The organism is Macrococcoides bohemicum, assembly GCF_016865215.1.
GTDB classification, from domain to species: Bacteria; Bacillota; Bacilli; order Staphylococcales; family Staphylococcaceae; genus Macrococcoides; species Macrococcoides bohemicum.
The window spans coordinates 672,308-697,129 of sequence record NZ_CP054482.1 but is presented as its reverse complement, the minus strand read 5'-3'; the positions used below and the strand labels follow the sequence as shown (position 1 = coordinate 697,129).

At 33.4% G+C, this 24,822-nt stretch carries 24 protein-coding genes and 1 pseudogene; 8 read left to right on the top strand and 17 right to left on the bottom strand.

Annotated features, from left to right (window positions below):
• The first annotated feature begins 89 nt into the window (after positions 1-89).
• Positions 90-1,595, top strand: coding sequence for a peptide MFS transporter (locus HT586_RS03650; RefSeq protein ID WP_188018204.1), 1,506 nt, complete (start codon positions 90-92; stop codon positions 1,593-1,595).
• A gap of 75 nt (positions 1,596-1,670) precedes the next feature.
• Here HT586_RS03650 and HT586_RS03645 read toward each other — a convergent pair whose 3' ends face one another.
• From HT586_RS03645 to HT586_RS03630, 4 genes and pseudogenes are all read right to left on the bottom strand, one after another.
• Complete coding sequence (locus HT586_RS03645; protein ID WP_203546536.1) at positions 1,671-1,922, bottom strand: oleate hydratase; 252 nt, start codon at positions 1,920-1,922, stop codon at positions 1,671-1,673.
• Between the two features lie 256 nt (positions 1,923-2,178).
• Complete coding sequence (locus HT586_RS03640; protein ID WP_203546535.1) at positions 2,179-2,775, bottom strand: alpha/beta hydrolase; 597 nt, start codon at positions 2,773-2,775, stop codon at positions 2,179-2,181.
• A gap of 58 nt (positions 2,776-2,833) precedes the next feature.
• Positions 2,834-2,965, bottom strand: a pseudogene (locus tag HT586_RS12590) (GNAT family N-acetyltransferase); the annotation flags it as partial.
• 204 nt (positions 2,966-3,169) lie between these two features.
• Complete coding sequence (locus tag HT586_RS03630; protein WP_133353934.1) at positions 3,170-3,517, bottom strand: DoxX family protein; 348 nt, start codon at positions 3,515-3,517, stop codon at positions 3,170-3,172.
• Between the two features lie 228 nt (positions 3,518-3,745).
• Between HT586_RS03630 and HT586_RS03625 the strand changes: the two genes are divergently transcribed.
• Positions 3,746-4,660, top strand: coding sequence for a diacylglycerol/lipid kinase family protein (locus HT586_RS03625; protein ID WP_133353933.1), 915 nt, complete (start codon positions 3,746-3,748; stop codon positions 4,658-4,660).
• Between the two features lie 57 nt (positions 4,661-4,717).
• Here the strand turns inward: HT586_RS03625 and HT586_RS03620 are convergent, their stop codons facing one another.
• From HT586_RS03620 to HT586_RS03595, 6 genes are all read right to left on the bottom strand, one after another.
• Complete coding sequence (locus HT586_RS03620; RefSeq protein ID WP_096077130.1) at positions 4,718-5,248, bottom strand: 5' nucleotidase, NT5C type; 531 nt, start codon at positions 5,246-5,248, stop codon at positions 4,718-4,720.
• A 108-nt stretch (positions 5,249-5,356) separates the two neighbouring features.
• A complete protein-coding gene (gene hisC / locus HT586_RS03615) occupies positions 5,357-6,415 on the bottom strand; it encodes a histidinol-phosphate transaminase (RefSeq protein ID WP_203546335.1) in 1,059 nt (352 codons plus the stop codon).
• 94 nt (positions 6,416-6,509) lie between these two features.
• On the bottom strand, positions 6,510-8,024 hold the full coding sequence (locus HT586_RS03610; RefSeq protein WP_203546334.1) for an ABC transporter permease/substrate-binding protein: 1,515 nt from the start codon (positions 8,022-8,024) through the stop codon (positions 6,510-6,512).
• A complete protein-coding gene (locus HT586_RS03605) occupies positions 8,024-8,947 on the bottom strand; it encodes an ABC transporter ATP-binding protein (protein WP_188018209.1) in 924 nt (307 codons plus the stop codon). Before HT586_RS03605 ends, HT586_RS03610 begins: the two co-directional genes overlap by 1 nt.
• A gap of 91 nt (positions 8,948-9,038) precedes the next feature.
• Positions 9,039-10,808, bottom strand: coding sequence for a DNA helicase RecQ (recQ, locus tag HT586_RS03600; RefSeq protein ID WP_096077134.1), 1,770 nt, complete (start codon positions 10,806-10,808; stop codon positions 9,039-9,041).
• A gap of 3 nt (positions 10,809-10,811) precedes the next feature.
• The gene (locus tag HT586_RS03595; protein ID WP_203546333.1) at positions 10,812-12,686 is read right to left on the bottom strand and encodes an ABC-F family ATP-binding cassette domain-containing protein; all 1,875 of its coding nucleotides are present in this window, start codon (positions 12,684-12,686) and stop codon (positions 10,812-10,814) included.
• Between the two features lie 144 nt (positions 12,687-12,830).
• Between HT586_RS03595 and HT586_RS03590 the strand changes: the two genes are divergently transcribed.
• Positions 12,831-13,643, top strand: a complete 813-nt coding sequence (locus HT586_RS03590; protein ID WP_096077136.1) for a ZIP family metal transporter — start codon at positions 12,831-12,833, stop codon at positions 13,641-13,643.
• A gap of 60 nt (positions 13,644-13,703) precedes the next feature.
• Here the strand turns inward: HT586_RS03590 and HT586_RS03585 are convergent, their stop codons facing one another.
• The 6 genes from HT586_RS03585 to HT586_RS03560 all read right to left on the bottom strand — a co-directional run bounded on the left by HT586_RS03585 (position 13,704) and on the right by HT586_RS03560 (position 20,974).
• Positions 13,704-14,567, bottom strand: coding sequence for an IS3 family transposase (locus HT586_RS03585; protein ID WP_232618444.1), 864 nt, complete (start codon positions 14,565-14,567; stop codon positions 13,704-13,706).
• Positions 14,568-14,578: 11 nt separating this feature from the next.
• Complete coding sequence (locus tag HT586_RS03580) at positions 14,579-15,106, bottom strand: helix-turn-helix domain-containing protein (RefSeq protein WP_203545555.1); 528 nt, start codon at positions 15,104-15,106, stop codon at positions 14,579-14,581.
• 65 nt (positions 15,107-15,171) lie between these two features.
• Positions 15,172-17,109: a lipoteichoic acid synthase gene (gene ltaS, locus HT586_RS03575; protein WP_203546332.1), complete on the bottom strand. Its 1,938-nt coding sequence runs from the start codon at positions 17,107-17,109 to the stop codon at positions 15,172-15,174.
• 220 nt (positions 17,110-17,329) lie between these two features.
• Positions 17,330-18,292: a 5-oxoprolinase subunit C family protein gene (locus tag HT586_RS03570; RefSeq protein WP_203546331.1), complete on the bottom strand. Its 963-nt coding sequence runs from the start codon at positions 18,290-18,292 to the stop codon at positions 17,330-17,332.
• A gap of 386 nt (positions 18,293-18,678) precedes the next feature.
• A complete protein-coding gene (locus HT586_RS03565; RefSeq protein ID WP_096077140.1) occupies positions 18,679-20,412 on the bottom strand; it encodes a bifunctional chorismate-binding protein/class IV aminotransferase in 1,734 nt (577 codons plus the stop codon).
• Entirely contained in the window at positions 20,402-20,974 is a 573-nt protein-coding gene (locus HT586_RS03560; RefSeq protein ID WP_096077141.1) for an anthranilate synthase component II, read from the bottom strand. Before HT586_RS03560 ends, HT586_RS03565 begins: the two co-directional genes overlap by 11 nt.
• Positions 20,975-21,160: 186 nt before the next feature.
• Here HT586_RS03560 and queC point away from each other — a divergent pair, with 186 nt between their 5' ends.
• The 5 genes from queC to HT586_RS03535 all read left to right on the top strand — a co-directional run bounded on the left by queC (position 21,161) and on the right by HT586_RS03535 (position 23,977).
• The gene (gene queC / locus HT586_RS03555; protein ID WP_096077142.1) at positions 21,161-21,829 is read left to right on the top strand and encodes a 7-cyano-7-deazaguanine synthase QueC; all 669 of its coding nucleotides are present in this window, start codon (positions 21,161-21,163) and stop codon (positions 21,827-21,829) included.
• A complete protein-coding gene (gene queD / locus HT586_RS03550; RefSeq protein ID WP_203546330.1) occupies positions 21,826-22,239 on the top strand; it encodes a 6-carboxytetrahydropterin synthase QueD in 414 nt (137 codons plus the stop codon). The genes queC and queD overlap by 4 nt, the downstream gene beginning before the upstream one ends.
• Positions 22,236-22,946, top strand: coding sequence for a 7-carboxy-7-deazaguanine synthase QueE (queE, locus tag HT586_RS03545; RefSeq protein WP_203546329.1), 711 nt, complete (start codon positions 22,236-22,238; stop codon positions 22,944-22,946). Before queD ends, queE begins: the two co-directional genes overlap by 4 nt.
• Positions 22,947-23,007: 61 nt before the next feature.
• Entirely contained in the window at positions 23,008-23,613 is a 606-nt protein-coding gene (locus HT586_RS03540) for a hypothetical protein (RefSeq protein WP_203546328.1), read from the top strand.
• Positions 23,614-23,722: 109 nt separating this feature from the next.
• The gene (locus HT586_RS03535; protein ID WP_096077145.1) at positions 23,723-23,977 is read left to right on the top strand and encodes a GlsB/YeaQ/YmgE family stress response membrane protein; all 255 of its coding nucleotides are present in this window, start codon (positions 23,723-23,725) and stop codon (positions 23,975-23,977) included.
• 33 nt (positions 23,978-24,010) lie between these two features.
• Here HT586_RS03535 and HT586_RS03530 read toward each other — a convergent pair whose 3' ends face one another.
• The gene (locus HT586_RS03530; RefSeq protein WP_203546327.1) at positions 24,011-24,742 is read right to left on the bottom strand and encodes a YwiC-like family protein; all 732 of its coding nucleotides are present in this window, start codon (positions 24,740-24,742) and stop codon (positions 24,011-24,013) included.
• Positions 24,743-24,822 lie beyond the last annotated feature (80 nt).

Below are 24,822 nucleotides of genomic sequence, written 5' to 3'. Positions count from 1 at the left end.
AAGATTGAATGTGACAATAATAATGGTAAAATAATGTTCTAAAATAATATAAATTTTCGAAATATTTATAACTCGAAAGGGATGAAAAAATGAAGTATACAAGAGAACAGATGGTTGAAAGTGTACCTCAAACTGGTTTCTTTGGCCATCCAAAGGGCTTAGGAATTCTTTTCTTCGTCGAATTCTGGGAGCGCTTTAGTTACTATGGTATGAGAGCGATATTAGTTTACTACATGTTTGATACAGTAGCAAACGGCGGTTTAGGAATGAACGAGACGACAGCTGCGAGTATAGGGTCAATGTATGGTGCTTTAATCTTTATGACTGGAATTTTAGGTGGATGGCTTGCTGACCGTATATTAGGTTCAAGACGTGCTTTACTCTATGGCGCAATACTCATTATGCTTGGACATATTGCAATGAGTTTACCATTTGGTATTCCTGCATTTTTAGCTTCAATGTTTTTAATTATTGTTGGATCAGGTTTAATGAAACCTAATATTTCAAATGTATTGGGTGGTTTGTATCACAAAAATGACAACCGTATGGATGCTGGTTTCGTAATCTTCTATATGTCAGTGAATATGGGTGCATTTTTATCACCATTAATAGTTGGTGAACTACAAAAGCAATATAACTATCACATCGGGTTTTTAGCCGCTGCGATTGGTATGGCATTAGCTTTAATTGCATATGTTATCTTTAACCGTAAGTCTTTAGGATTCGTTGGTGTTGAACCAACACATATTCTTGAAGGTGAAGAAAAATCAAAATACAAAAAATTATTTTCAATTGGATTTTTAGTCATCGTTTTACTTGTTGCTATCGGTATTTATAGTGGATTCCTTACCTTTAATACTTTCTCAATAATAGTAACTATTCTAGGCGTAGTTCTTCCAATCATTTACTGGACAACAATGTATAGTAGTAAAGATGTTACCGAAATCGAGCGTTCACGATTAGTAGCATATGTACCGTTATTCTTAGCCAGCGTTATGTTTTGGTCTATTCAGGAGCAAGGTGCTAATACTTTAGCGATATTTGCTGCGAAATTCACTCAGCTCGACCTTAATAAAGTTTCAGGAATTGATTACTTAGTACCTGCGGCATGGTTCCAGTCACTGAATCCATTATTTGTTGTCGCTTTAGCACCTGTCATTTCTGCTTTATGGTCTAAATTAGGTAAATTTAATCCATCTACTCCGATTAAATTTGCGATAGGAATATTAATGGCAGGTATCAGTTTCTTAATCATGGTTATCCCTGCCCAAGATGCAAGTTCTACGAATTTAATTAACCCAATGTGGTTAGTTGCTTCATTCTTTATCTGTGTCATCGGTGAACTTTGTTTATCACCAACAGGTTCTTCAACATCAGTTAAATTAGCACCTGTTGCGTTTAACTCTCAAATGTTAAGCTTGTGGTTCCTATCAAATGCGACAGCACAAGGTATTAACGCTCAATTAGTTAAATTAATCGAGCCACTTGGTTATGCGAACTACTTCTTATTTATTGGAAGTTTAGCAATAGCATTGTTTGTTATTATTTTCTTATTAAGTAGATTTATCTCTAGAAAGATGCAAGGTATACACTAATTAATCTTACTTAACCAATAATTATATAAAAGATAAGGACATTGAATATTGTTCAATGTCCTTATCTTTTATTTTTTATATTAGTTTAGCTTCTTCAAGCAACTCTTCAATAAAAGTGTCTTTTACTTTTTTGATGCGTCTTTTCTCTACAATCTTTTCATAGAATGGCATATCCAATTCTTCTAACTTCTTACCATTATTTAATACCGAAATAGCATGAAGTAATATGCGTATATCATATACTGAACCAAAAACTTCTGGTACACCCATATGATATAGCCATTCTTCACAAATTTCTTTACCAGTACACTCAACAATCGTTTTAATTGTGCGTCCCCCAGAATAAACCTGATTTCACTTTTCGAGCATGTAATGGATTAATAAATGCTTTCGATGGTGTATGTAAATTTAACAAAGGATAGACATTATGATTCCTGAACTTTTACGTGTAGGTTTGTTGTTACTTTTGCTTTTTATCGGTGGATACTTTTTCAATAATCACCAAGAATCGCAAAAAAAATTAAAATAAAAGCCCGAAAGATGCAGTAGCGTTTAATGTCTGCATCTTCAGGGCTTATTTATTTTATAGTGATTTATACCATTCAGCAGCATGCTGGACTTCTTCTTGTGTTAGAGAATGTCCTGATTGATGCCAGAAAATCTCAACTTCTGCACCAACCGCTGTTAATGCTTGTGCAAGTTCTTCAGTTTCTTGTCTCGGTGATATTGGATCATTCACCCCAGCACCGATAAATACTTTCTTACCTGATAAATCAGGTAATTCAATGTTGCGAAGTGGTACCATTGGGTGGAATAGAATCGCTGCATGTAATGCATCTTTATCATGATACATTAAACTTGCTGCAATATTTGCACCATTAGAGTATCCTACTGCTACAACATTTTTACGGTTTAAATTATTCTCCTGAGCAGCTGTTGTAATAAAATCATTAAGTTCGTGTGTACGTTTCACTAAATCTTCTTCGTCGAATATACCTTCAGCGATTCTGCGGAAGAAACGAGGCATACCATGCTCACTGACATTTCCTCTTACGCTTAATACGTTTGCATCATTATCAATTAAACCACTAAGTGGTAACATGTCTTGTTCATTACCACCAGTCCCATGTAATAACAACAATGTTGTATCATTACTACCTTTGTTTACAATATGTTTCATCGTCATTTTAATCTCTTTCTCACCTTCATGTTATAAATGTCACCCTTTAAAATTATTCTCAGGCTTTTGCAAGAATGTCATCATATTTACTATCATTTGTCATAACCTGTTTCCCAAACGGACATACAGGTATAACTTTCAAATTGTTTTCTCTCGCATAATTTGCTGCAAGATTTACTAGAGATTGACCGACATGTTGCCCTTACAGTTCGCTAGACACTTCAGTATGATTTATAATATGCAGTCTTTTCATCACGCGCCGCTTATGATTTCGTATAGAATAATTGATCACCCTCTGATTTCAAATCTAGAAGCTTCGAAATGAACTTTAATGTCATTATTTTGATATGATTTAATAAATAAGACCCCAACTTTCACATTTTATGCGGATTATTTATTTTCTATATGAATCAAATAATGTAACCACATTTAATACAAAATATTTCCCGGCAGCACCAATAGATTTAACACCATGTCCAGCTTTTAAATGATTATACATCGCACCTAGCATGATGACATTGATTAAAATTGCACCAATACGTGCGAATTTTTTATTGAACACAGATAACATTAAGAAGATAGAACCGATAAATTCAAAATATCCTGCAATCTTCATCATACCTGGTGATAAATTAAATCCTTCTTTGAACTGTTGAGCCATTGCTTCATCATTTTTCACTTTTGGTAAGCTGCTTTTAAGAATGTCTTTTGCTACGTAACCATTAATAATATGTTTATGCATTTTTAATTCCTCCATTAATTAAATAGTTGATATATAAAATATATCACAGTATATTTTATATATCAACTATTTAATTTTCTTTTCTGAAGTATTGGTATTGATCGCTTATCTTAGCGTCATTAATTCTGAATATACACATTGCATAATATGCGTTATAAATATTGATTAATCAAATATAAAACGGGAATAGTAGGATATGATAAAATGTTAAGAATGGGGTGAAACTTTATGCAAAAATTTAAAACAGGTATATTATTCTATCATGATCATGCAGGACAAGGAGATGTTCATCAAATCATCGGTGAAGTATCTAAAAGTTTAACAAGATTTATCGATCATTTAACAATTTATCGCAGTGCAGAACAAGGTGAAATATATACATATCTTAAAGAAGGTAAGTCAGAACATGATATTTACCTTATACTTGGCGGTGACGGTACTGTTCATGAACTTATTAACGGTATTATTGATGGAAATCATCATGTACCAATCGGTATACTTCCTGGCGGTACTTTTAATGACTTTACAAAAACTTTAAATCTTCTTCCAAACCCAGTAAGAGCGGTAGAGCAATTATTAACAGCAGAAGTGAAATATTATGATGTTATGCAAACAAACGAGAGATATGCACTTAATTTTGCCGGTATGGGACTAATTGTTGAGAATTCAAATAGTGTTGATCCGGAAGCTAAAAGTAAAATCGGTAAATTCAGCTATCTTTTTTCAACAATAAAGAATGTAACAAACCCAACTTTCTTTAAATATGATATCGAGATTGATGGTTCAAGATATCATGGAGAATCTTCTATGATTATTGTAGCAAATGGTGCTTTCATCGGAGGAAATAAAATTCCTTTATTAGAATTATCACCTAATGACGGCAAGCTAAATGTATTTATCTTCAAAGAAAGTGGTTTGAAGCTATTTACTGAAATGATTGCTATGAAGTCAGAAATTAACTGGAATGAAATCAGCCAGAATATCGAACATTATTCGGGAGAAAATATTACGATCAATACAAATAAAGAGATGGATGTCGATGTGGATGGCGAAATTGATCTTAAAACACCGCTTTCAATTAAAGTAATACCTCGTAAACTTAAAATACTCACAGCAACAGATCGCGTTGTAATTAATGAATAATGTAAAAGGCAGGTGATAAAAGTCACCTGCCTTTTAATGTAATATTAATTTATCTAACTAATCTTCAAAGAAATACTTTTCAACATCCAGCCAGCTCTTCATTCTGTCGTATTCCTTTATACTTTGGTTATGTACAGCATCGAAGATTAAACCGGTACCTTTGAAAACCGCAAGTTGTCTTGGATTATCATCGATAAGATAATCCGTTCCCACTACACCTTTATTCCCACAGAAAATGAAATGTTGCGGATCTAAGAAAGGAAAGTGTTCGCGCAACCATTCATACTTCGCATCAAACGAAGTTGGAACATCCATCGCTGCTGTCGCAATATAAACATCAAAGTGTTCACTTAATCGTTCAACGACACGAATTGCATCAGGTAAAACTTCTAAATCTCTAAAGAATGCACGATCAAGTAATAATTCATCTAATTTATCGACATGCTCTGGATATTCAGTACGTAGTTTTTTCTCATATAAATCTTCTTTCGTTAAAGACATTCCAGTGCTTTCATTAAATTGAAAAATTACTTTCTTCAGCGTATCCGCTAATACTTCATCCATATCAATTGCAATTGACTTTTTCATTCTTACACCTCATTTATATTTTTAAAGAAATTTATCGCTTTATTTCTATTATAGATCAATACATAAAAAAAGCTAAATGATACGTTTATCATATCGTTTAGCTTAGCATTATTCCCCAAAGAATGCTGTTAAAGCAGCATCAATCTTTTTATTATCTTCTTCTTGTCCAATTGTTACGCGAACACCAATAGGCATAGGACGAGAAATTACACCATGTTGAATGAAAGTATCAAACAACGCTTGAGGTTGATCTGTCTTAATAAGGATAAAGTTCGTCTGACTCGGCAAAAAATGTTTACTATATGGTTTCGCAAATAACCGCTCACGTTGTGCTTTATTGAATGCTACATATGACTTTAAATGTACCTGATCTTCTAAAGCTGTGATAGCAGCTAGTAAAGACAAAGTAGTAACATTAAAAGGTAGCTTTACCTTATTAAATTCACTTACATATTCTTTAGACGTCATTGCATAGCCTACACGCATTGCTGCTAACCCATACGCTTTAGAGAATGTACGTAATATGATTAAATTTGGATATTCTTTTAATAACTTAACGCCATCTGGATAATCCTCTGCATCTACAAATTCAAAGTAAGCTTCATCTAATACAACAGTAATTGAATGTGGTACTTTATTTAAGAATGCTCTTAACTCAGTTTCTGATACATGCGTTCCAGTAGGATTATTCGGATTACAGATCCATATAATATTCGTATTATCTGTTATCGCTTCCGCCATTGCATCTAAATCAAAGCAACCTTCATTTAGTGGGACTGTTTTTAAATGCGTCCCTTCAATAAGAGCATGTGTAGCATATTGTACGAACGTTCCTTCACTTGTTAATACGTCACCATCAGGAACTAGTACTGCTCGAGATATCGACATAATAACTTCATCAAGACCTGCACCGACAAAAATCTGTTCAGCCGGTACATCATAAAATGTAGATAATTTTTCTTTTAATGCATTCGCTTCTGGATCCGGATAATAATTTAATCCTGTTAAAGACGCCGCTAACACTTCATTCACTTTAGGTGTAGGTCCAATCGGATTTTCATTTGAAGCTAGTCTGCTAAATTCACCTTCATATCCTGTCTTACGCTTTAACGCTTCATCAGATAATCCAGCCGAATACACTTGTAAAGATTTTAATTGTGGTTTCATTTATTTCCCTACTTTCTCTATTATAAAAGTATATTAGTATCATGATATATGAAATGACAATTTGATACTAATATTTTGAGGATTGAACTTAGATTTACTTAATCAGCTTTTCTCTCTTTAAATAAGCATGTGCAATACTTTCAGGTGATTTGTTCTGATATGTTACAGCATAGTTCATCGTCTGCATTTCTTCATCAGTAATCTTACCGGCTAACTGATTAAGTGCCTTCACAACTTCCGGATGTTCTTTAATGGTTTCATCTTTTAATAATGGTGCTCCTTGATAAGGAGGAAATAGATTTTTGTCATCTTTTAATACGACCATGCCGTATTTCTTTAATTCTGCATCAGTAGAATATGCATCGATTAGATCAATCTTCCCTTGCTCAATTGCCTGATAACGAATTTTCGGTTCCATCGTTCTTACATTATCAAACTTAATACCATATTTCTTTTGAATGCCTTTATAACCATCCATGCGATCGTTAAATTCTAATGTAAATCCTGCACGGATTGTCGATTTTACTTTTTGCAGATCACTGATTGATTTCAATTGATATTTATCTGCATATTCTTTTTTCACGGCAAGCGCATACGTATTATTATATTGCATTGGCTTTAATAGAGACATCTGATACTTTTTATTGATACTTTCATTTGCCTGCTGATATACTTCTTTTTCAGTAGTAAATTTTGCATCTTCTTTTGTAATCTCACCTAATACTGTACCTGTAAATTCCAGATAACCATCTATATTATCTGATTTCAAAGCGTTAAATAAGAACGTTGTCTTACCCATACCAGGTTCAATTTCTACATTAACATCGGTCTTGTCTTCAATGATTAATTTATACATATTAGTAATGATTTCCGGTTCTGTACCTAATTTTCCTGCAAATTTCATTTGATTATCTTTCTGGAAGAATAGTGGCCAAATAGCAACTAATAAAAATGATAACAACAGTAACCCTGTGACAATCATCATCTTACGATAACTTAATTTCTCCATACGTTTTAGTACAAAATCAAATAAGAGCGCAAGTAAAGCTGCCGGTATTGCGCCGAGCAATAATATATTCATATTATTTCTATCTATACCAAGTAATATTAAATCTCCTAAACCACCTGCACCAATAAATGCAGCAAGTGTTGCTGTCCCGATAATAAGAACCATAGCAGTTCGTATACCTGCCATTATCACAGGCATTGCAATAGGAATCTCAACATTTTTTAACTGTCGATATGTATTCATACCGATACCTTGTGCAGCTTCTTTTAAGGATGGATTGACTTCTTTAATACCTGTATACGTATTACGTAGGATTGGAAGTAAGGCATAGATTACTAAAGCGATAATAGCAGGAACACGACCAATACCAAAGAACGGAATCATTAGACCGAGCAGTGCTAATGAGGGTATTGTCTGCATGATAGCAGCGATATTAATAATTGGTTCAGCTATTTTAGTATGTCTTGTAAGCCATATACCAATCGGAATAGCGATTAAAGTGGCAATCAATAATGCAATAAATGAAAGTTGAATGTGCTCAAATAATGTTTGCAGCAATTCCCATTTACGTTCTTGAAAAGTATTAATAAATGCCTTCATTATTTCGCCTCCTGACTTAATTGTTTAAATACATTGTCACGCGAAATAATACCAATCGTTTGTCCCGCTTCAGTAACAGTCAAGTAATCATGCTGGCTTAATAGTTTAAACATTTCTTTAGAAGGTGCATTGGCATCAATTACAGCAGAAGCAACAACATTTCTTTCAGATTCAATATAGTTGCGTACATATGTCGTATGATTTGCATTTTCACCGATAAATGATTTTACGAATTCATTGTTTGGATGATTGATAAAAGAGTCTGGTGTACCAATCTGCTCTATATGTCCTTCGTTCATTAAACAAATGCGATCTCCTAATTTCAAAGCTTCACTAATATCATGTGTAACAAAAACGATTGTCTTATGTATTTCTGATTGCAAGCGAATTAAATCATCCTGTAACTTCTCTCTTGATAATGGATCAAGTGCGCTAAAGGGTTCATCCATTAGAATAACAGGTGGATCTGCCATTAAAGCACGGACTACACCTACACGCTGTTGTTGGCCACCTGAAAGTTCATTTGGATATCTGTTTTTAAATTCAGAGGCCGGTAAACCAACCATATCAAGCAGTCGGTCAGCTTGAGCATCAATCTTATCCTTAGACCATTTCTTCATTAATGGAACCTGACTAATATTTTCTTTAATCGTCATATGCGGAAATAATGCAATTTGCTGTAATACATAACCAATATCCCAGCGCATTTCATCGAGCTTATAATCACTTATCGGTTTCTCTTTAAAGTAGATATAACCTTTTGACAATGGTATCAATCGATTGATCATCTTCAAAGTCGTTGTCTTACCGCTACCAGAAGGACCAATCAATACAAAAAACTCACCTTCAGCAATATCAAAGGAAATATTATCAACCGCAATTTTATCATTATACTGCTTCGTTACATTTTCAAAACGTATCATATGCCACCTCTTAAAAAGTTTAATGTTTAACTTATAACCTCTTATAAAGAATTAAAACACATATAAATAAAAAAGACATGACAATTGCTTGTCATGCCGAATATGTTTTTATTGCGTCAATAAATTCTGGACAGTAATGTTTTAATTTGTATGATCCAACACCTTCAATTAGAATCATTTCATCTTTTGAGACTGGTTTTTTCGTAGCAAATAGCTGCAGCGTATGATCTGAAAATATGGTAAATGGCGGTACAGATAAATCATCAGATAAACGTTTACGTACATCCTTTAACGTTTTCAGCAATATTTCATCCACTGTTTCAATCGTAGTGATTTTAACACGTTCATTATAAGATGAATGCTTGTAATACGTCATCACTTGCTTATCACCGGTTAATATTTCTCTGGCACTTTCGTGACAAAATAGTTTACCTTGCTGTTCAATGATATATCCATTGAACAATAACGTTTCGATAAAAGACTGAATTGCATTTGTAGGATAATCTTTCAGTAATCCAAATGTAGTGAGCTGATGATATCCCGGATGCGTCACTGAATCATCTTCCTCACCATGCAATACTTTAGTAATCAATAATTTATGAACCGGTTGCTTTATACGAATAATACAGCTTAATATTTTCTTTGCCTCAGTCGTCATATTATAATTTTCTATTTCGTGTTTACAATTAGAACATTTCCCACATTTATTAAGATGTTCGTCAGGATTAAAATAATGAATGATGGTCGACTGTAAACATTGCTTCGTTTTAGTATAAGCAATCATCTTATTCAGCTTTTCTTTCTTAAGTTCCTGAACAGTTTCATCGTTAGTTGTTTCAATAAAAAACTGCTGTAATTTAATATCCTGCTCACCAAACATGAGTAAACATTCACTATCTAGGCCGTCACGTCCTGCACGTCCTGCTTCCTGATAATAACTTTCGATATCCTGAGGTAGATTGTAATGAACAACATAGCGTACATTGGATTTATCGATGCCCATGCCAAAAGCATTGGTAGCAATCATGACTTTAACATCATCTTTAACAAACTTTGATTGATGGTCATCTTTCACATCTTTATTTAAACCTGCATGATAAATGACATGATCAATATCTTCTAAATGTAACACTTCACTTAAACTTTCGACTTGTTTTCTCGTATTCGCATAGATAATGCCTGAATCCTCTTTATGTGCTCCAATAAATTCTAATAGTCGCTTTTGCTTCTGATATGTTGGGTCGATCATAAACTTTAAATTATCGCGTTTCGTACTTGTTTCAATCACGTATTGGTTTTCAATATGTAATAAATTACATATATCTTCTTTGACATCCACAGTTGCTGTTGCAGTGAGTGCCATTAAAGTAAACGAATGCGGCAAACTCATTACAGCTTTAATCGATTCACGATAACTCGGTCTAAAATCATGTCCCCACTTTGAAATACAGTGTGCTTCATCAAAAGCTATCAGATTGATATTTAATTGGTACAACAAATGAATAAACTGACGTTGATTAAATCGCTCAGGTGCAACATAAAGGAACTGATAGTCTCCGTTGATCAAACCAGTTTCTATCTGTTTTGTTTCCTTTACTTTTTGTGTTGAATTTAAAAATGCAGCATGAATACCACTCGCATTCAAGCTATCAACCTGATCTTTCATCAAAGAAATTAATGGACTTATCACAAGTGTTAATCCGCCTTTTAATATACCTGGAATTTGATAACAGATTGATTTTCCTCCACCTGTCGGTAAAATGCCTAAAGTAGCATGATTATCCAATGCATTTTGAATCAATTCGCTTTGACCAGGTCTGAACGTTTCATAACCATAGTACGCTTTTAATACTTTCTCCATGATTTACTCCATTCGCTCACTTAATTCATCCCATTCTTCATAATATGTTTCATATTCATTTTCCAATGCTTGTCTTTCGTTCGTTAATTCATTGAGTTTATCATAATTTGTCGTCTCTGCTGCAATTGATTGATCGATAGCTTCTAACTTAGTTTCCAGTGTTTCAATTGCTTCAGATAAAAATTCAAAACGTCGCTTATCTTTATATGATACACGCGTTGATTGCTTAGTTTGTTCCGGCATTGCTTTCTCCTGAACAAGCGCTTCCTGTTTCTTCTGCTCATCTATCATTTGTTTATAACTTAAATAATCGTTAAAATCTCCAAGTACTTTATCGATATGCTGATGATTTACAAACCAATATGTATCCACTACCTTATTTAAGAAGTAACGATCATGACTGACAGTAATGACTGCTCCACTAAAACTTTCTAAATAATCCTCTAAAATCGTTAATGTCTCTGTATCAAGGTCATTTGTCGGTTCATCTAATAATAAAACATTCGGACCCTCAATCAGTATACTGAGTAAATATAATCGTTTACGTTCTCCACCACTTAAACGATGAATATATGTACCATGCATACTTGAAGGAAATAAGAATCGTTCAAGCAGTTGGGTAACAGATATTTTTTCTCCAGAAGATGTCGTTGCAGCTTCTGCTTTTTCACGAAGGAAATCTATGACACGTAAATCTTGATTTAACTTAATGTCTTCTTGTTTGTAATAACCAATTCGCACTGTTTGACCTGTAATCATCGAGCCATATGTCGGTAGTATTAAGTTCGCGATAATATTTAGCAATGTTGATTTGCCGGTACCATTTTGTCCGACGATACCTATACGGTCTGACGTTTGAACGATTGTACTAAAATCTTTAAATAAAACTTTATCATCGAACTCCATTCCGATATCTTCAAATTCAAAGACTTGTTTCCCTAATCGTTTGTGTGCAAGGTTAATTTCCATCGTCTCTTTCGTTTGATGCTGTTTAACTTTATCCTCAATATTTGCAAAACGGTCTATACGTGCCTGTTGTTTTGTTGTACGTGCTTTTGCACCTTTTCGCATCCAGTCCAGCTCTTGTTTATATAGCTGTCTCTCTTTTTGTTCCTGTTTGCTTTCAATGATTTCTAACTCTGCTTTGTGTGTGATGTAATCGTTGTAATTACCTTTATACAAATTAAGTTTTCCGTTTCTAAGTTCAACGATACGATTCGTTACTTCGTTCAGGAAATAACGATCATGTGTCACAACTAATACAGACTTTTTATACTGTTTAATAAAGGTAATCAACCAGTGAATTGATTCGAAATCAAGATGGTTTGTAGGTTCATCAAGCAGTAATAAATCTGGCGCTTTTAAAAGCGACTTCGCAAGTGCTACTCGTTTTTTCTGACCACCAGAAAGTGAAGTAATGGGCTGAGATAAATCCTTTATGCCGAGTTTCGTTAAGATTGATTCTGCTTCAGCACGATAACTGAAACCATCAAGCTGTTCTATTTGTTGTTGTACAATACTTAACTGTTCAATCAGTTGATCATTCAATTCTGTTTCCATTTGCTTGAGCAGTGCATCATACTTTTTAAATTTCTGCATAACCGGATGTGTTTCATCGATAACGTTATCCACGATTGAAAGCGATTCATTTAATAATGGTTGTTGCGCAGCATACTCAATCGTAAAATCTTTCGGATGTGTCACTATGCCATGGTGATCTTCTATTTCTGCAATACATTTCAGAAGGGCACTTTTTCCTGTTCCATTAATACCGACAAGTGCAATTTTATCACCAATAGATATGCTTAATGATATATCATCAAATACTGTTTTAAGACCGTATTGTTTAGTTAAATTTTCTATTTTATATGCTTCCATATTCGCTCTCCTCACATATAATACATTTCAATATCTCACAACATGATATTCAAATTTGATAATCTGGGTTGTTTTTTTATGATATAGTAATGTATTATAAACTTCAGTATTATATTATACACTTTTTTACTATAGGAGGTACACATGTTCGAATGGTTTAGTCAATTATCCCCTGTTGCTCAGGCCGGAATAGCCGGTTTATTTACCTGGTCTATGACTGGACTTGGTGCAGCAGTTGTATTTTTATTTAAATCTGTAAATATGAAAGTGTTAAACACAATGCAGGGCTTTGCTGCAGGTGTTATGATCGCAGCATCATTTTGGTCACTGTTAGCACCTGCAATTGAATTCAGTGAAGAAAATGGACAGATTCCCTGGATTCCTGCAGCAATCGGATTTCTACTAGGTGGTGTGTTTATCAGACTACTTGATGTCATCATCCCACATATCCATCTGAAAGCTCAGCCTAGCCATATGCATGAAGGTCCGAAAACGAATTTAAAGAAATCAACCTTATTATTCTTAGCAATTACTATGCACAATATACCAGAAGGACTTGCACTTGGAGTTGGCTTTGGTGGTGTTGTTTCAGGTAATGAGCAGATGCTTCTTGCAGCAATCGGTCTTGCTATCGGGATTGGTATTCAGAATATTCCTGAAGGTAGTGCGTTATCATTACCGATTCATGGTGATGGTAAATCTAAATGGTTTTCTTTTAATATGGGACATGGATCTGCAATTGTAGAACCGATTTTCGCAATGATCGGAGCAGGTGCTGTGTTATTAATCACCCCGATGTTGCCCTATGCATTAGCATTTGCAGCTGGCGCGATGATTTTCGTAGTTGTTGAGGAATTAATTCCCGAATCACAGTCTGGAGATAATACAGACCTTGCAACGCTTGGTTTGATGTTAGGTTTTACAATCATGATGATTTTAGATGTATCGTTAGGATAATCATTACATAGAAAAAGACGAGGAAAATATTGTAGTGAACCCAAAAAGTTGAACTTTTTATTAAGCTACTTTCATTAAAGCAAGATTTCTGTATTCTACAGGAGTCTTGCTTTTTAATTTTCTCTTCTTTCTGACTAAATTATAATACTCCATATAGTCAATAATCTCCTCTTCTAGTTCATCATAAGAATCAAATGTTTCTCCATAAAACATTTCTTGTTTTAAAATACCAAAGAAATTCTCCATCGGAGAATTATCAAGACAATTACCTTTTCTAGACATGCTTTGAATAATTCTATTCTTTTTCAAAGTTTGTACCCAAGATTTATGCTGATATTGCCACCCTTGATCGGAATGGATTGTAGTTCTATAGGGAAGGTCTGGAATTACATTAATTGCTTTTAACAATGATTCCATAACGAATTCCAATGTTGGACGCTTACTAATTGAATAAGAAATAATCTCTTTCGAACATACATCAAAAATTGTTGACAGATATAGCTTAGTTCCATTTTTAATGTTGAATTGTGTTACATCAGTAAGTAATTTTTGATATGGGCGATTAGTTACGAATCTACGATTCAATTTATTCTTAGCTGTTTTGCCAACTTTCCCTTTGTACGACTTATATGTTCTATTTCTATGCTTAAACTTTGTACAAAGTAAATTATTTTCTCTCATTATTCTAAGAACTTTTTTATGGTTAACTACAAAACCTAACTCTCTTAGTTCGTCGGTTACTGTACGATAACCTATCCTATTTTTATGTTTGTTAATGATTTCTTTAATCAAAGTAATTAAATAATTGTCTTTATGTTTAGTGACACTAAGTCGTAATTTCCAATAATGGTATACACTTTTCGCTATCATAGCTACTGATAATATTTCTTTTAACTTATAGTTAGATTCATTCCTTAACTCAATAATAGCAGCTACTATTTCTTTGTTTGATTTTTTCGAGCTAAGGATTGTAACTTTTTTTCGAGAGCAATTGCGATTTCTAATCTCCTGTTTTCCTCACGTAAGCGTATTAATTCTTGTCGTTCACTTTCGTTTAAACTAGTGTTATCAACCTTTTTATTTTTCATAGTTTTAGACGCACGACCCTTCGGTTTTGATTCTAAACCTAGGATACCATATTGATTGTATTTCATCTGCCACTGAGCTATTAAAGTAGGATTAGTAATATCAAAGATTCTAGCAGTTTCTTTATATGAAAGTTGATTAGTAATTCTATACTGAATGATTCTTAATTTTTCATCTGTTGAATATTTCTTTCTGGTCATACTGGATATAAGACCGTCAATACCGAAGGTATCAAATTGGTAAGTCCATGTTTTTAGTTGTGAAGGAACGATATCATATTTGTTACTTAATGAATCATAACCCATATTTCCTTCTTTATATTCTTTGATTAGTTTTAATTTAAAATCAAGATCATGCTTTTTATTCAAAATAAACACCCCTAAAGTTGAATTTTAAGGTTCAACTTTAGGGGTGCACTTCATATTCCTCGTCTTTTTCTATTTTATTTTTCTTTCCCTTTAGTACCATTGATGTACTCATATTTCGTAGGATCGATTTTTTTGAAATCTTTATTTTTATAGAAACGTAATACATCACCATTTAATAATGAATCAGACATTTCTAATTCTTTTTCAACGCTACGTTTCATTTCAACTGCTTCCTTCTTTTGAGCTTCATTCATCAATGGTAAATTAGTCTTGTTGTCGTAGAATATACCATTGATCGATTTATATTTCGGACTGATAAAGTCACCATTTCTAAATACTACTGTATCTTTATGGTCTTTTGACATTAAATCTGTACCAAACATTACATAAGGTTTTGAATCAATACCTAGTAAATGCAGTAATGTTGGAGCTACATCTACCTGACCAGCATACGTATGGTCAACTTTACCTTCAATGCCAGGAACTTTTAAGAATAATCCTGTGCGTTGTAAATCCATAAATTTCGATGGTGTGATTTCTTCACCTAGCAACTCTGCCATTGCTTTATTATGATTTTCTGAAATACCGTAATGGTCACCATAAATCATAATCACAGAATCTTCATATAATCCTTCTTTTTTAAGGTCATTCATAAAATCTTCTACTGCTTCATCTAAATAACGTGCTGTCTGAACATATCCATCAACTGTTGGATTGCCTGTATTCGGTGAATCAATCGTTGCTTCTGTCTTATCAATAGTGAAAGGATAATGATTCGTTAACGTTATTAAATGCGTATAAAAGGGTTGTTTTTCTTCTTTTAAGAATGGAATAGATTCATCAAAGAATTCTTTATCTTTAAGACCAAGATTTTCTAAATTCTTCTCAGACATATCATAATACGATGCATCATAAAACTTATCTACACCGAAGTGTTTATAGATTTGATCACGGTTCCAGAACGTTTTATAATCACCGTGCATCACTGAAGTCGAATAACCTTGTTGTTGATGCATGATTGCTGGTAATGATTGATAAGTGTTATCACCTTTTAAACTAAATGCAGAACCTTGAGGTAAACCGTATATACTGTTATCCATTGTCAATTCTGAGTCACTCGTCTTACCCTGTCCAGTTTGATGGAAGAAATTATCATAATAGATAAAATCCTTTTGACCACTAGCAAGAGAATTTAAGAAAGGTGTTACTGCTTCACCATTGACTTTGTAATTAATTAAGAATGTCTGGAAACTTTCTAGATGAATTTTAATCACATTCTTCTCTTTTGCAATTCCGAATGTTGCGCCATTTGGTGCAGCATATTTTGTCTTTGTAAAAGATTGTACTTTAGCTAAGTCATCAGAACTTGCTAATGCTTTTTGCTGGTTATTCTGAATCGTTTTTACTCCGTCATAGACCGTGAAATTAAATGGACCTAAATATTTCACTAAATATTTATGGTCAAATGTTCTTGTTAATAACTCTGGTCTGTCAGTTTCAGCAAACGCTAAGTTTAAGAAGAATAAAGAAATTGATACCCCCATAAGCACAGGCACATATTTCTTTTTAAACGATTTCGTAGATAACATCTCTTTTCTAAACAATAAAATAAACAGAAAGGCAAAAGTATCAATAAAGTATACAAAATCATACCATTCAAATGAACTCCACAAAGCCCCACTCATTGATTCAACGTTACTTACTTGATTTAATGTACTGAAAGTAATGAAATCTGAGAAAAATCTAAAGTAAACGACATTAGCATACAATAAAAATGTCAGTAAGAAACCACCAATAAAAACAAACCAATAAGATTTTCTACCTTTAAAAAATAGAAAAACACTTAAAATTAACGCTACTAAACTATAAGGGTTCATTAGTAATATTAAATTTTGAACAAGTCCTTTAACACCTAGTGAAAAATCAATATAATATGCAAAATATGTTTTGATAGAAACAGCGAGTACTGTCAATAAAAAAAACATAAATATCGATATTTTCTTTTCTTTCATACGTATTCCTCCATTAAACAAACATTTCTATAGTGATGCTATTTATAATATTAATCATTACTTAGTAACATTTACACTTTATTATATATTGTAACATAAACGTAATGTTATTTTCTGTGTACAATATATTAATTTATACCGTTTCAACCTAAATTTCAAGTGTTTTTACTTCATAAGTATCTTTTTAGTGTAAAAAGTGACTGAATTATGACAAACTTGTCTATACATTTAATTCCTTTTGATGGAGAAACTCAATTTGCGCGAGTACTGTCTTTAGCCAGTTTTCATAACTCTTTTGTTGTTGCGCTAATTCTGTTTTAGAAACCCATTTAAAGTACAATTTCGATCCTGGTTTCTTTTGTGAAAGTTTTGGTAAATGATATGGTGCAATATTAGCGATATACGAAAAATCACTGTCCTGATGTATACTCTTTAATACGATAACAAGATCCCCGTCCTGTGTGAGTTGTAAAGCACCACTTTGTTTTATACGGATGTCTGATGTGCATGCCTTACAAGTTATTCTATTCCCATCAAGAATAAAGCCGGTTCTATCAAATCGATTCGTTACGATATAAATATCTTCCTGTAATGCTTTTTTAGTTTCACCTGATAATTCATTCTCGCTTACTGACTCCAGATGAAAAACATCTGAATAATAAATACGTGCCAGTGAATAAGCGTCAATGCCCCAAGTCGTTTCTTTTCGTTTCGCTATATTTTCAAATAATTTTTTCTGAAATGGTGTGTAACTACGTGCTAAATCAAAACGCTCACCTGCTTGAATGATGTAATCTTCTGTGGCTTTTAAACGTGAACTATCGATTTGCAGACCTCCAGCAATTGCCATATAAACACGCGTACCTTTTTTAGGTTGACCAAAATAAAGCGTTTCTCCTCTTTCCATAAGGTGAACTTTCATCGGCATGATACGTTTTTCATCAGTATAAGCGTAAAACTCAGCTCCCATTAAAGCTATTAACGTCGGTTCACGAAACTGTATTGTCGGTGCCTGGAAAGTCATTTCAATCATTGGTGTGTTAACCGGATTACCAACTAAAGCATTTCCTAATATATGAGATAATGCATCACATGGGCCATTTAAAGATAATGAAGCATTTTCTTTAGTTTCTAACTGTTGAAAAGTTGTATAAATACCTGCTGTTTGAAATATGATAGACATTGTTATATTTCCCTTCTCATTTAATTTACAATATTAATATAACCTTTACATCGGCCTAAAGTCGTAAAAAAAATTCTACCGCTTATGCTCGGTAGAATATATTGGTAATATCAATCAATATGGTTCTAAAACAAAAAGCGATAAACGTAACAATTATTATAGATGCGATCATCGTCACATATAACATCACCAGAGCATTATTCGTCTTATCATCTTTAAAAAGTTTGATGATATATCGATTCATTATATAGACTAATAGCGATAAGCCTGCTAGTAGAAATAAAATCATGAGGAAATTCATCATTCGCTTCACCTATTTTTCGGATTTCACACTTTAATAGCATTAATTATAACGCTTTTGAGTGTATTAATAAACCAGGAATATATTAATTTAATTGTAATTCTACCTGAACCCATTCTCTTAAGCTATTAATCATATATAATTTAACTTCTCCAGCACGATACTTTTCAATAAAAGTTGCAACTTCAATTCCCGCTTCCTTCACTGCACCACGATCTAATAGCTCACTTCTCATACATCCATTCAGAATGTAGTCATGCTTTGGGGTATAGTACACCCCATCACTTTCGATAACCGCATTTCCAATATTAAACTCAAGTAGATATGTACCATCATGAAATAATGTTATGCCATCAGATGCATATTGACTGCGCTCTGAGGTCTTATTTTGATGGAACTCTTTTTTATTAAACTGTATCTTACATAACTTTGCATTGGGAGTAATTGATCCTATGGATTTATTTGTCTTAGAAATATTACCATCAACATCAACAGTTATTCGCAACATGAGAGGTTCAACTTCTTTTGTATCATGAAAGGTTGAATCAAAAAGACTATCCAGTTCATTTTCATCATAATCAATCTTAAAATGATTCAATGCTTTCATCAATCGATTTTTATGATACACTTTTCTTTTAATTTCTCCACGTTCAACACGCATTGTTTCAATAATATGGAAATCTTTTGGTAAAGTTCCCTTTGTATCACGGATATAATCTAGTATTTTGGACTTAGCTACCATTTCGTCATACTCAAGTTCAGGATTCGAATCAATTGTGATTCCTCCACCGACTCCATAAGTCACTACTTTCTCATTATGGTTATATTCAAGCGTTCTAATCGGTACATTAAAGATTGCAACTTCATTTGGCACGATTAAACCAATTGTGCCGCAATATACTGACCGTTCTGTGTCTTCAAGACGATTGATAATGTTCATCGTAGACTGTTTCGGTGCTCCTGTTATTGAGCCACACGGAAATAATGCTTTCATGATATCATATAAACCTTTGTCTTCTAATGTAGCAGTAATCGTTGAAGTCATTTGGTAGACCGATTTAAATCGCTCAATCGTAAAGAGATGCGGTACCTTTACACTGCCATTCTTTGCGATTTTACTCAGATCATTGCGTAATAAGTCGACAATCATTACATTTTCAGCTCTATCTTTGACTGAGCCTTTTAAAAATTGAAAGTTTTGTATGTCTTTTGCTGAGTTGCTGTCTGTTGGCATAGTACCTTTCATCGGTTTCGTCAGAACCTCTTTTGTGCTGAAATCATACTGAAAGAAAAGTTCTGGAGAGATACTGACGATTGTTTGTGTGTCATCTTCAATATATGCAGTATAATCACCATGTTGCTTTGAGAGCTTTTCGTATACGTTATAAAGATTGTGTTCATTATTCTTGGCCTGCAATCTTGTCGTGTAATTCACCTGATACGTATTACCTCGTTTGATTTCCTGCTGAATGGCTTCAATCTGTTTTATGATATGTGCTTTATCCTGCATAAATTGAAAATCAAGGGTTATATTTGGTGCTTCTTCATTGAAATACTTATTTATCACGCTCTCACTATTGAAATAATATAATTTTATTAATTGGTCGCTATCTTTTGTGTTAAGCAAAGGATCGAACAATCTACTCGCTTCATATTTCATCACTACAAGCACAATATATCCACTTGTTTCCGCTTCACGCAGTGCTGCTTCAACTTTATCTGCATCGTTAACAACAACAACCTTCAATGGTTGCTCGAACTTAAAATGATAGTTCCTATCTGATTCAGCAATATATTTAAAGTTAATTTCAGCTTTCATATATATCTCCTTTAATGAATGATGCTAACATCTTTAATCCATCGGTTGTAAGAATCGATTCCGGATGAAACTGAATGCCGTAAATCGCTAACGCTTCATGACGAATACCCATAATAATATTATCTTCAGTCCAGGCAGTTCTTATAAGTGGTAACAGAACATCTCCGCTTTGTCCTAACGAATGATATCTAGCTACTTTTGTTGGTGAAGCAATATCTTTAAAAATGATACTACCATCATGAAAGACATCTACCTGATGGCCATGTACCGGTCTTAACTGCTTTATTTCATTATTATAATGCATCATAATCACCTGAAACCCTAAACAGACACCAAGTATCGGTATTGTCCCACCAAATTTATCTAAAATGTCATGCGCCAATTTGGCATCTCTAGGATGACCCGGTCCTGGCGATAAAATAATATGCGATGGATTTATTTTCCTTATATCTTCTATAGTGATTTCATCTATTGTCTTTGTTACGACATTTTCATCTAACTGCTCTATGTAATGCACAATATTATATGTAAACGAATCGTGGTGATCAATCATAAGTATCATGTTAATGCCTCATCTATTTTTTAATGGAAAACGCTTTTATTGATTTAATGATTTTATTATAGCTTTAATATGTTATAATGAGAAACGAAATTTAATAAGAGGTTCCTAGCACATACCCTCTATAAAAAACTAGTTCGACATCTTGCTAGGGGAAGGTGTCTTTTTTTATTGAAAAGAGGAATTATAATGGAAAAACAATTAAACAACAACAAAGCACTTGTCGTTTTCAGCGGTGGGCAAGATAGTACAACTTGTCTATTCTGGGCGATGGAAAGATATAGTGATGTTGAAGTTGTGACATTTAATTATGGTCAACGACACGCACTAGAAATTGATGTTGCTAAACAAATTGCAAATGAGCATGGCATAAAACATCATATTTTGGATATGTCATTGTTAACTCAACTCTCACCTAATGCGTTAACAAATCATAATGCAATAATTACTGATGATGGCGAGGTACCTAATACGTTTGTGCCGGCACGTAATTTATTATTTATGAGCTTTGCAGCAGCACTTGCCTATCAAATAGAAGCAAAACACATTATTACAGGTGTGTGCGAAACAGACTTCTCAGGATATCCTGACTGTCGTGATAACTTTATTAAGTCATTAAATGTAACGATAAATTTATCGATGGATGTTAACTTTGAAATTCACACACCTTTAATGTGGCTCGACAAGAAAGAAACATGGGCACTCGCTGATACACTCGGTAAACTAGATTACGTTAGAAATAAAACGCTCACTTGTTATGAAGGGATAGCTGCAGACGGATGCGGAGAATGTCCAAGCTGTAAACTCCGTAACAAAGGACTCAATGATTATTTAAATGAAAAGGAAGTTTTATCATGATGCAACAAATATATCCTCAAGTTAACCATAACTATGCTTTCGAATTAAATAAAGATATAAACTTTTCAGCAGCGCATTTTATTCCTGACGAACGCGCTGGCGTATGCAGCAGAACACATGGACATACGTACTTTGTCAATGTGACAATCGCTGGCGATCACTTAGATGAAATGGGATTCTTAGTGAATTTCAGAGATATTAAATCAATAATAAATGATACATTCGACCATACATTAATCAATGATTTACCCGAGTTAAAAGATAAAATGCCATCAACAGAACTTGTCGCGAAAACCATCTTCGATATGATTGACAATCATTTAAAAACATTGCCACATGCACCAAAAGTATTACAAGTCTTCTTACGTGAAACACCGACAAGCTACGTGGTGTATAGAGGTGTACGATGAAAATACCTGTACTCGAAATATTTGGTCCTACGATACAAGGTGAAGGTGCAGTCATCGGTCGTAAAACAATGTTTGTCAGAACAGCTGGCTGTGACTTTAAATGTGACTGGTGTGATTCTAAATTTACCTGGGACGGTAGCGCAAAAGACGACATAGAAATGCTTACTGCAGATATTATCTTTGAACGCCTGCAGCAACTCGCACCGAATAACTTTAATCACGTAACGATTTCCGGAGGTAACCCGGCATTGATTAAAAATATTGCAGCCCTCGTCGAATTTTTACACGTACATAATATAGAAGTATCACTTGAAACACAAGGGAGTAAATTCCAGCCATGGATGACAGATATTGACCAACTGACAATAAGTCCAAAACCGCCAAGTTCAAAGATGCATCAGGATATGCATCAACTCGATTTTGTCATCAATCAACTGGAATATAATAAAGTATCGTTAAAAGTAGTAATTTTTAATGATGATGATTATAAATTTGCTCAGATGATTCATCATCGTTATCCGAATATAAAATTTTACTTACAGGTTGGTAATCCATATTTAGATGAAACTGTTAATGATCATACAGAAAAATTACTCGCTAGATACGAAGCGTTAATTGATAAAGTAATGCAGGATAATACAATGAATGACTGCTATGTTTTACCTCAACTACATACATTATTATGGAGTAATAAAAAAGGCGTTTAGTCTATGCATTAAACGCCTTACTTGTTATAATTCTTTTATGTGGCTAAAAAAGGAGGTAGAAATGTTGGAAAAAGTAATATTACTAAATATTTTCATTACATGCACTATATTTCTATTCTTCTATAAAAAAGAATTAAAACCCTCCTATATACCACTCGTAATTAGTAGTCTGTTTGTAACGCTCACCAACTATCCAGTGATTGGAACAAGTAACTTTATATCAAAGACACTTGTATTATTTGTAACGGTGATAAGCATCGTTCACATTTATTTAAGATATTATCATTACGAACATTATCATATATATATTCAGAATCGCTACATACATTTTATATTTGCAATGGTAATTAATATATCTATACCATTTATATTGATCACATCACCGCATTCTATCTATCAATCTAGTGCATATTTAAGTGTATCAGTTTTTATTTTTGGATTGATTCTATATCAGCTTTCAGAAATTGATCGTCCTGTGAGATGGTTCCAAATTGGACGTATCAATACATATCGCTACATTAAGCATCCAAAGCAACTAGGTGAAATATTTTTTGCCATAAGTTATTGTTTACTCACGCTATTTCTACCATATAGTTTCTTCTATGTCATTATCGGAATAACATACATATTCTATATAAAGAAAAGCCACCTATTCAAGGAAACATAAATAAATTGCATATTAAATGTTTATACAATTTTTGTACGGGTATTAACTACTATAAGCAAAAGCTTATTATGTTTTTATTCTATACTTAAATTATTAGGAGGTTTATCATATGGGCTTAATTATCATGTTAATTGTCGGTGGACTTGTAGGTTGGGTTGCCGGAATGATTATGGGAACAGATATCCCAGGTGGAAAAATTGGTAACATTATCGCAGGTTTACTAGGCGCATGGATCGGTGGACAACTGATTCCAGGTTTCGGTCCTGAATTCGGTGGCGTATATATTATTCCAGCATTAGTTGGTACTGTATTATTAATCGCTATCGTGTCTATCGTTTTACAAATGATGCACAAACGTCGTTAATTAAAAAAGCCCATATGGGCTTTTTTTTTTGTCTCAATTTAAATGTTGTGTAATAAATATACCTACAAATACTGTTATGAATACGGCATTCCCTATTTCTGCAATCCCAATCTTAATCGGTTTCATCTGCTTACCATAAAATGCGACTGCTCTAATTAAACTCGGAATAAATGCGATACCTATTAATGGATGTACAATAAATGCGAGCATCAGCCCGATTAAATGATATATATATGAAACATATTTGTATTTAATATTTTTCTTCTCCCGAATCATCGTCTTCACATAAAATGTTGTTCCTACAAAATAAAGAAAGCTAATCAAAAAGATATATACCATCTTTTTATCAAATTGAGCTTCTCCAATAAAATATGAAAGTAATCCCGCAATCGAAAAAATTGTAATTGCACTAAAGTCATTTAGCAGATGACGTTCATTACGTTTTGAAGCAAAATATAAGTTAATTGCTCCAAACGGAAGCATTGCAGCAAAAAATAATAATATACGGTAATCATATAATACGACAGGAATAAGCAACACAATAGCAATCGTTAGAAATAAAAGACTCCCTTTAATATAGGCAATATTTTTCTTACGTTGTTTGACATAAAATAATACATTATCGATAAAGAAGAAAATCATAAACCAGGCAGCAAAAAATAATAGCTGATACACATTAAAGCGGCTCGCAAACATTCCGAATAATACAGGCATAATAATCATTGCCCATGCACCGTGTTGATTTGGCTTTTTAAATTTCATCATTATCACCTCAACAACTATTGTACTAAAAGATATATAAAAAATACCTCTTTAAATATATCAATTTAATGACGATATTAAAG

Bases quoted from the DNA above. Each gene is read 5' to 3' on its own strand.
- HT586_RS03650 (WP_188018204.1), top strand. From the start codon at position 90: ATGAAGTATACAAGAGAACAGATGGTTGAAAGTGTACCTCAAACTGGT.
- HT586_RS03640 (WP_203546535.1), bottom strand. From the start codon at position 2,775: ATGAAACATATTGTAAACAAAGGTAGTAATGATACAACATTGTTGTTA.
- HT586_RS03630 (WP_133353934.1), bottom strand. From the start codon at position 3,517: ATGCATAAACATATTATTAATGGTTACGTAGCAAAAGACATTCTTAAA.
- HT586_RS03625 (WP_133353933.1), top strand. From the start codon at position 3,746: ATGCAAAAATTTAAAACAGGTATATTATTCTATCATGATCATGCAGGA.
- HT586_RS03620 (WP_096077130.1), bottom strand. From the start codon at position 5,248: ATGAAAAAGTCAATTGCAATTGATATGGATGAAGTATTAGCGGATACG.
- hisC (WP_203546335.1), bottom strand. From the start codon at position 6,415: ATGAAACCACAATTAAAATCTTTACAAGTGTATTCGGCTGGATTATCT.
- HT586_RS03610 (WP_203546334.1), bottom strand. From the start codon at position 8,024: ATGAAGGCATTTATTAATACTTTTCAAGAACGTAAATGGGAATTGCTG.
- HT586_RS03605 (WP_188018209.1), bottom strand. From the start codon at position 8,947: ATGATACGTTTTGAAAATGTAACGAAGCAGTATAATGATAAAATTGCG.
- recQ (WP_096077134.1), bottom strand. From the start codon at position 10,808: ATGGAGAAAGTATTAAAAGCGTACTATGGTTATGAAACGTTCAGACCT.
- HT586_RS03595 (WP_203546333.1), bottom strand. From the start codon at position 12,686: ATGGAAGCATATAAAATAGAAAATTTAACTAAACAATACGGTCTTAAA.
- HT586_RS03590 (WP_096077136.1), top strand. From the start codon at position 12,831: ATGTTCGAATGGTTTAGTCAATTATCCCCTGTTGCTCAGGCCGGAATA.
- ltaS (WP_203546332.1), bottom strand. From the start codon at position 17,109: ATGAAAGAAAAGAAAATATCGATATTTATGTTTTTTTTATTGACAGTA.
- HT586_RS03570 (WP_203546331.1), bottom strand. From the start codon at position 18,292: ATGTCTATCATATTTCAAACAGCAGGTATTTATACAACTTTTCAACAG.
- HT586_RS03565 (WP_096077140.1), bottom strand. From the start codon at position 20,412: ATGAAAGCTGAAATTAACTTTAAATATATTGCTGAATCAGATAGGAAC.
- HT586_RS03560 (WP_096077141.1), bottom strand. From the start codon at position 20,974: ATGATACTTATGATTGATCACCACGATTCGTTTACATATAATATTGTG.
- queC (WP_096077142.1), top strand. From the start codon at position 21,161: ATGGAAAAACAATTAAACAACAACAAAGCACTTGTCGTTTTCAGCGGT.
- queD (WP_203546330.1), top strand. From the start codon at position 21,826: ATGATGCAACAAATATATCCTCAAGTTAACCATAACTATGCTTTCGAA.
- queE (WP_203546329.1), top strand. From the start codon at position 22,236: ATGAAAATACCTGTACTCGAAATATTTGGTCCTACGATACAAGGTGAA.
- HT586_RS03540 (WP_203546328.1), top strand. From the start codon at position 23,008: ATGTTGGAAAAAGTAATATTACTAAATATTTTCATTACATGCACTATA.
- HT586_RS03535 (WP_096077145.1), top strand. From the start codon at position 23,723: ATGGGCTTAATTATCATGTTAATTGTCGGTGGACTTGTAGGTTGGGTT.
- HT586_RS03530 (WP_203546327.1), bottom strand. From the start codon at position 24,742: ATGATGAAATTTAAAAAGCCAAATCAACACGGTGCATGGGCAATGATT.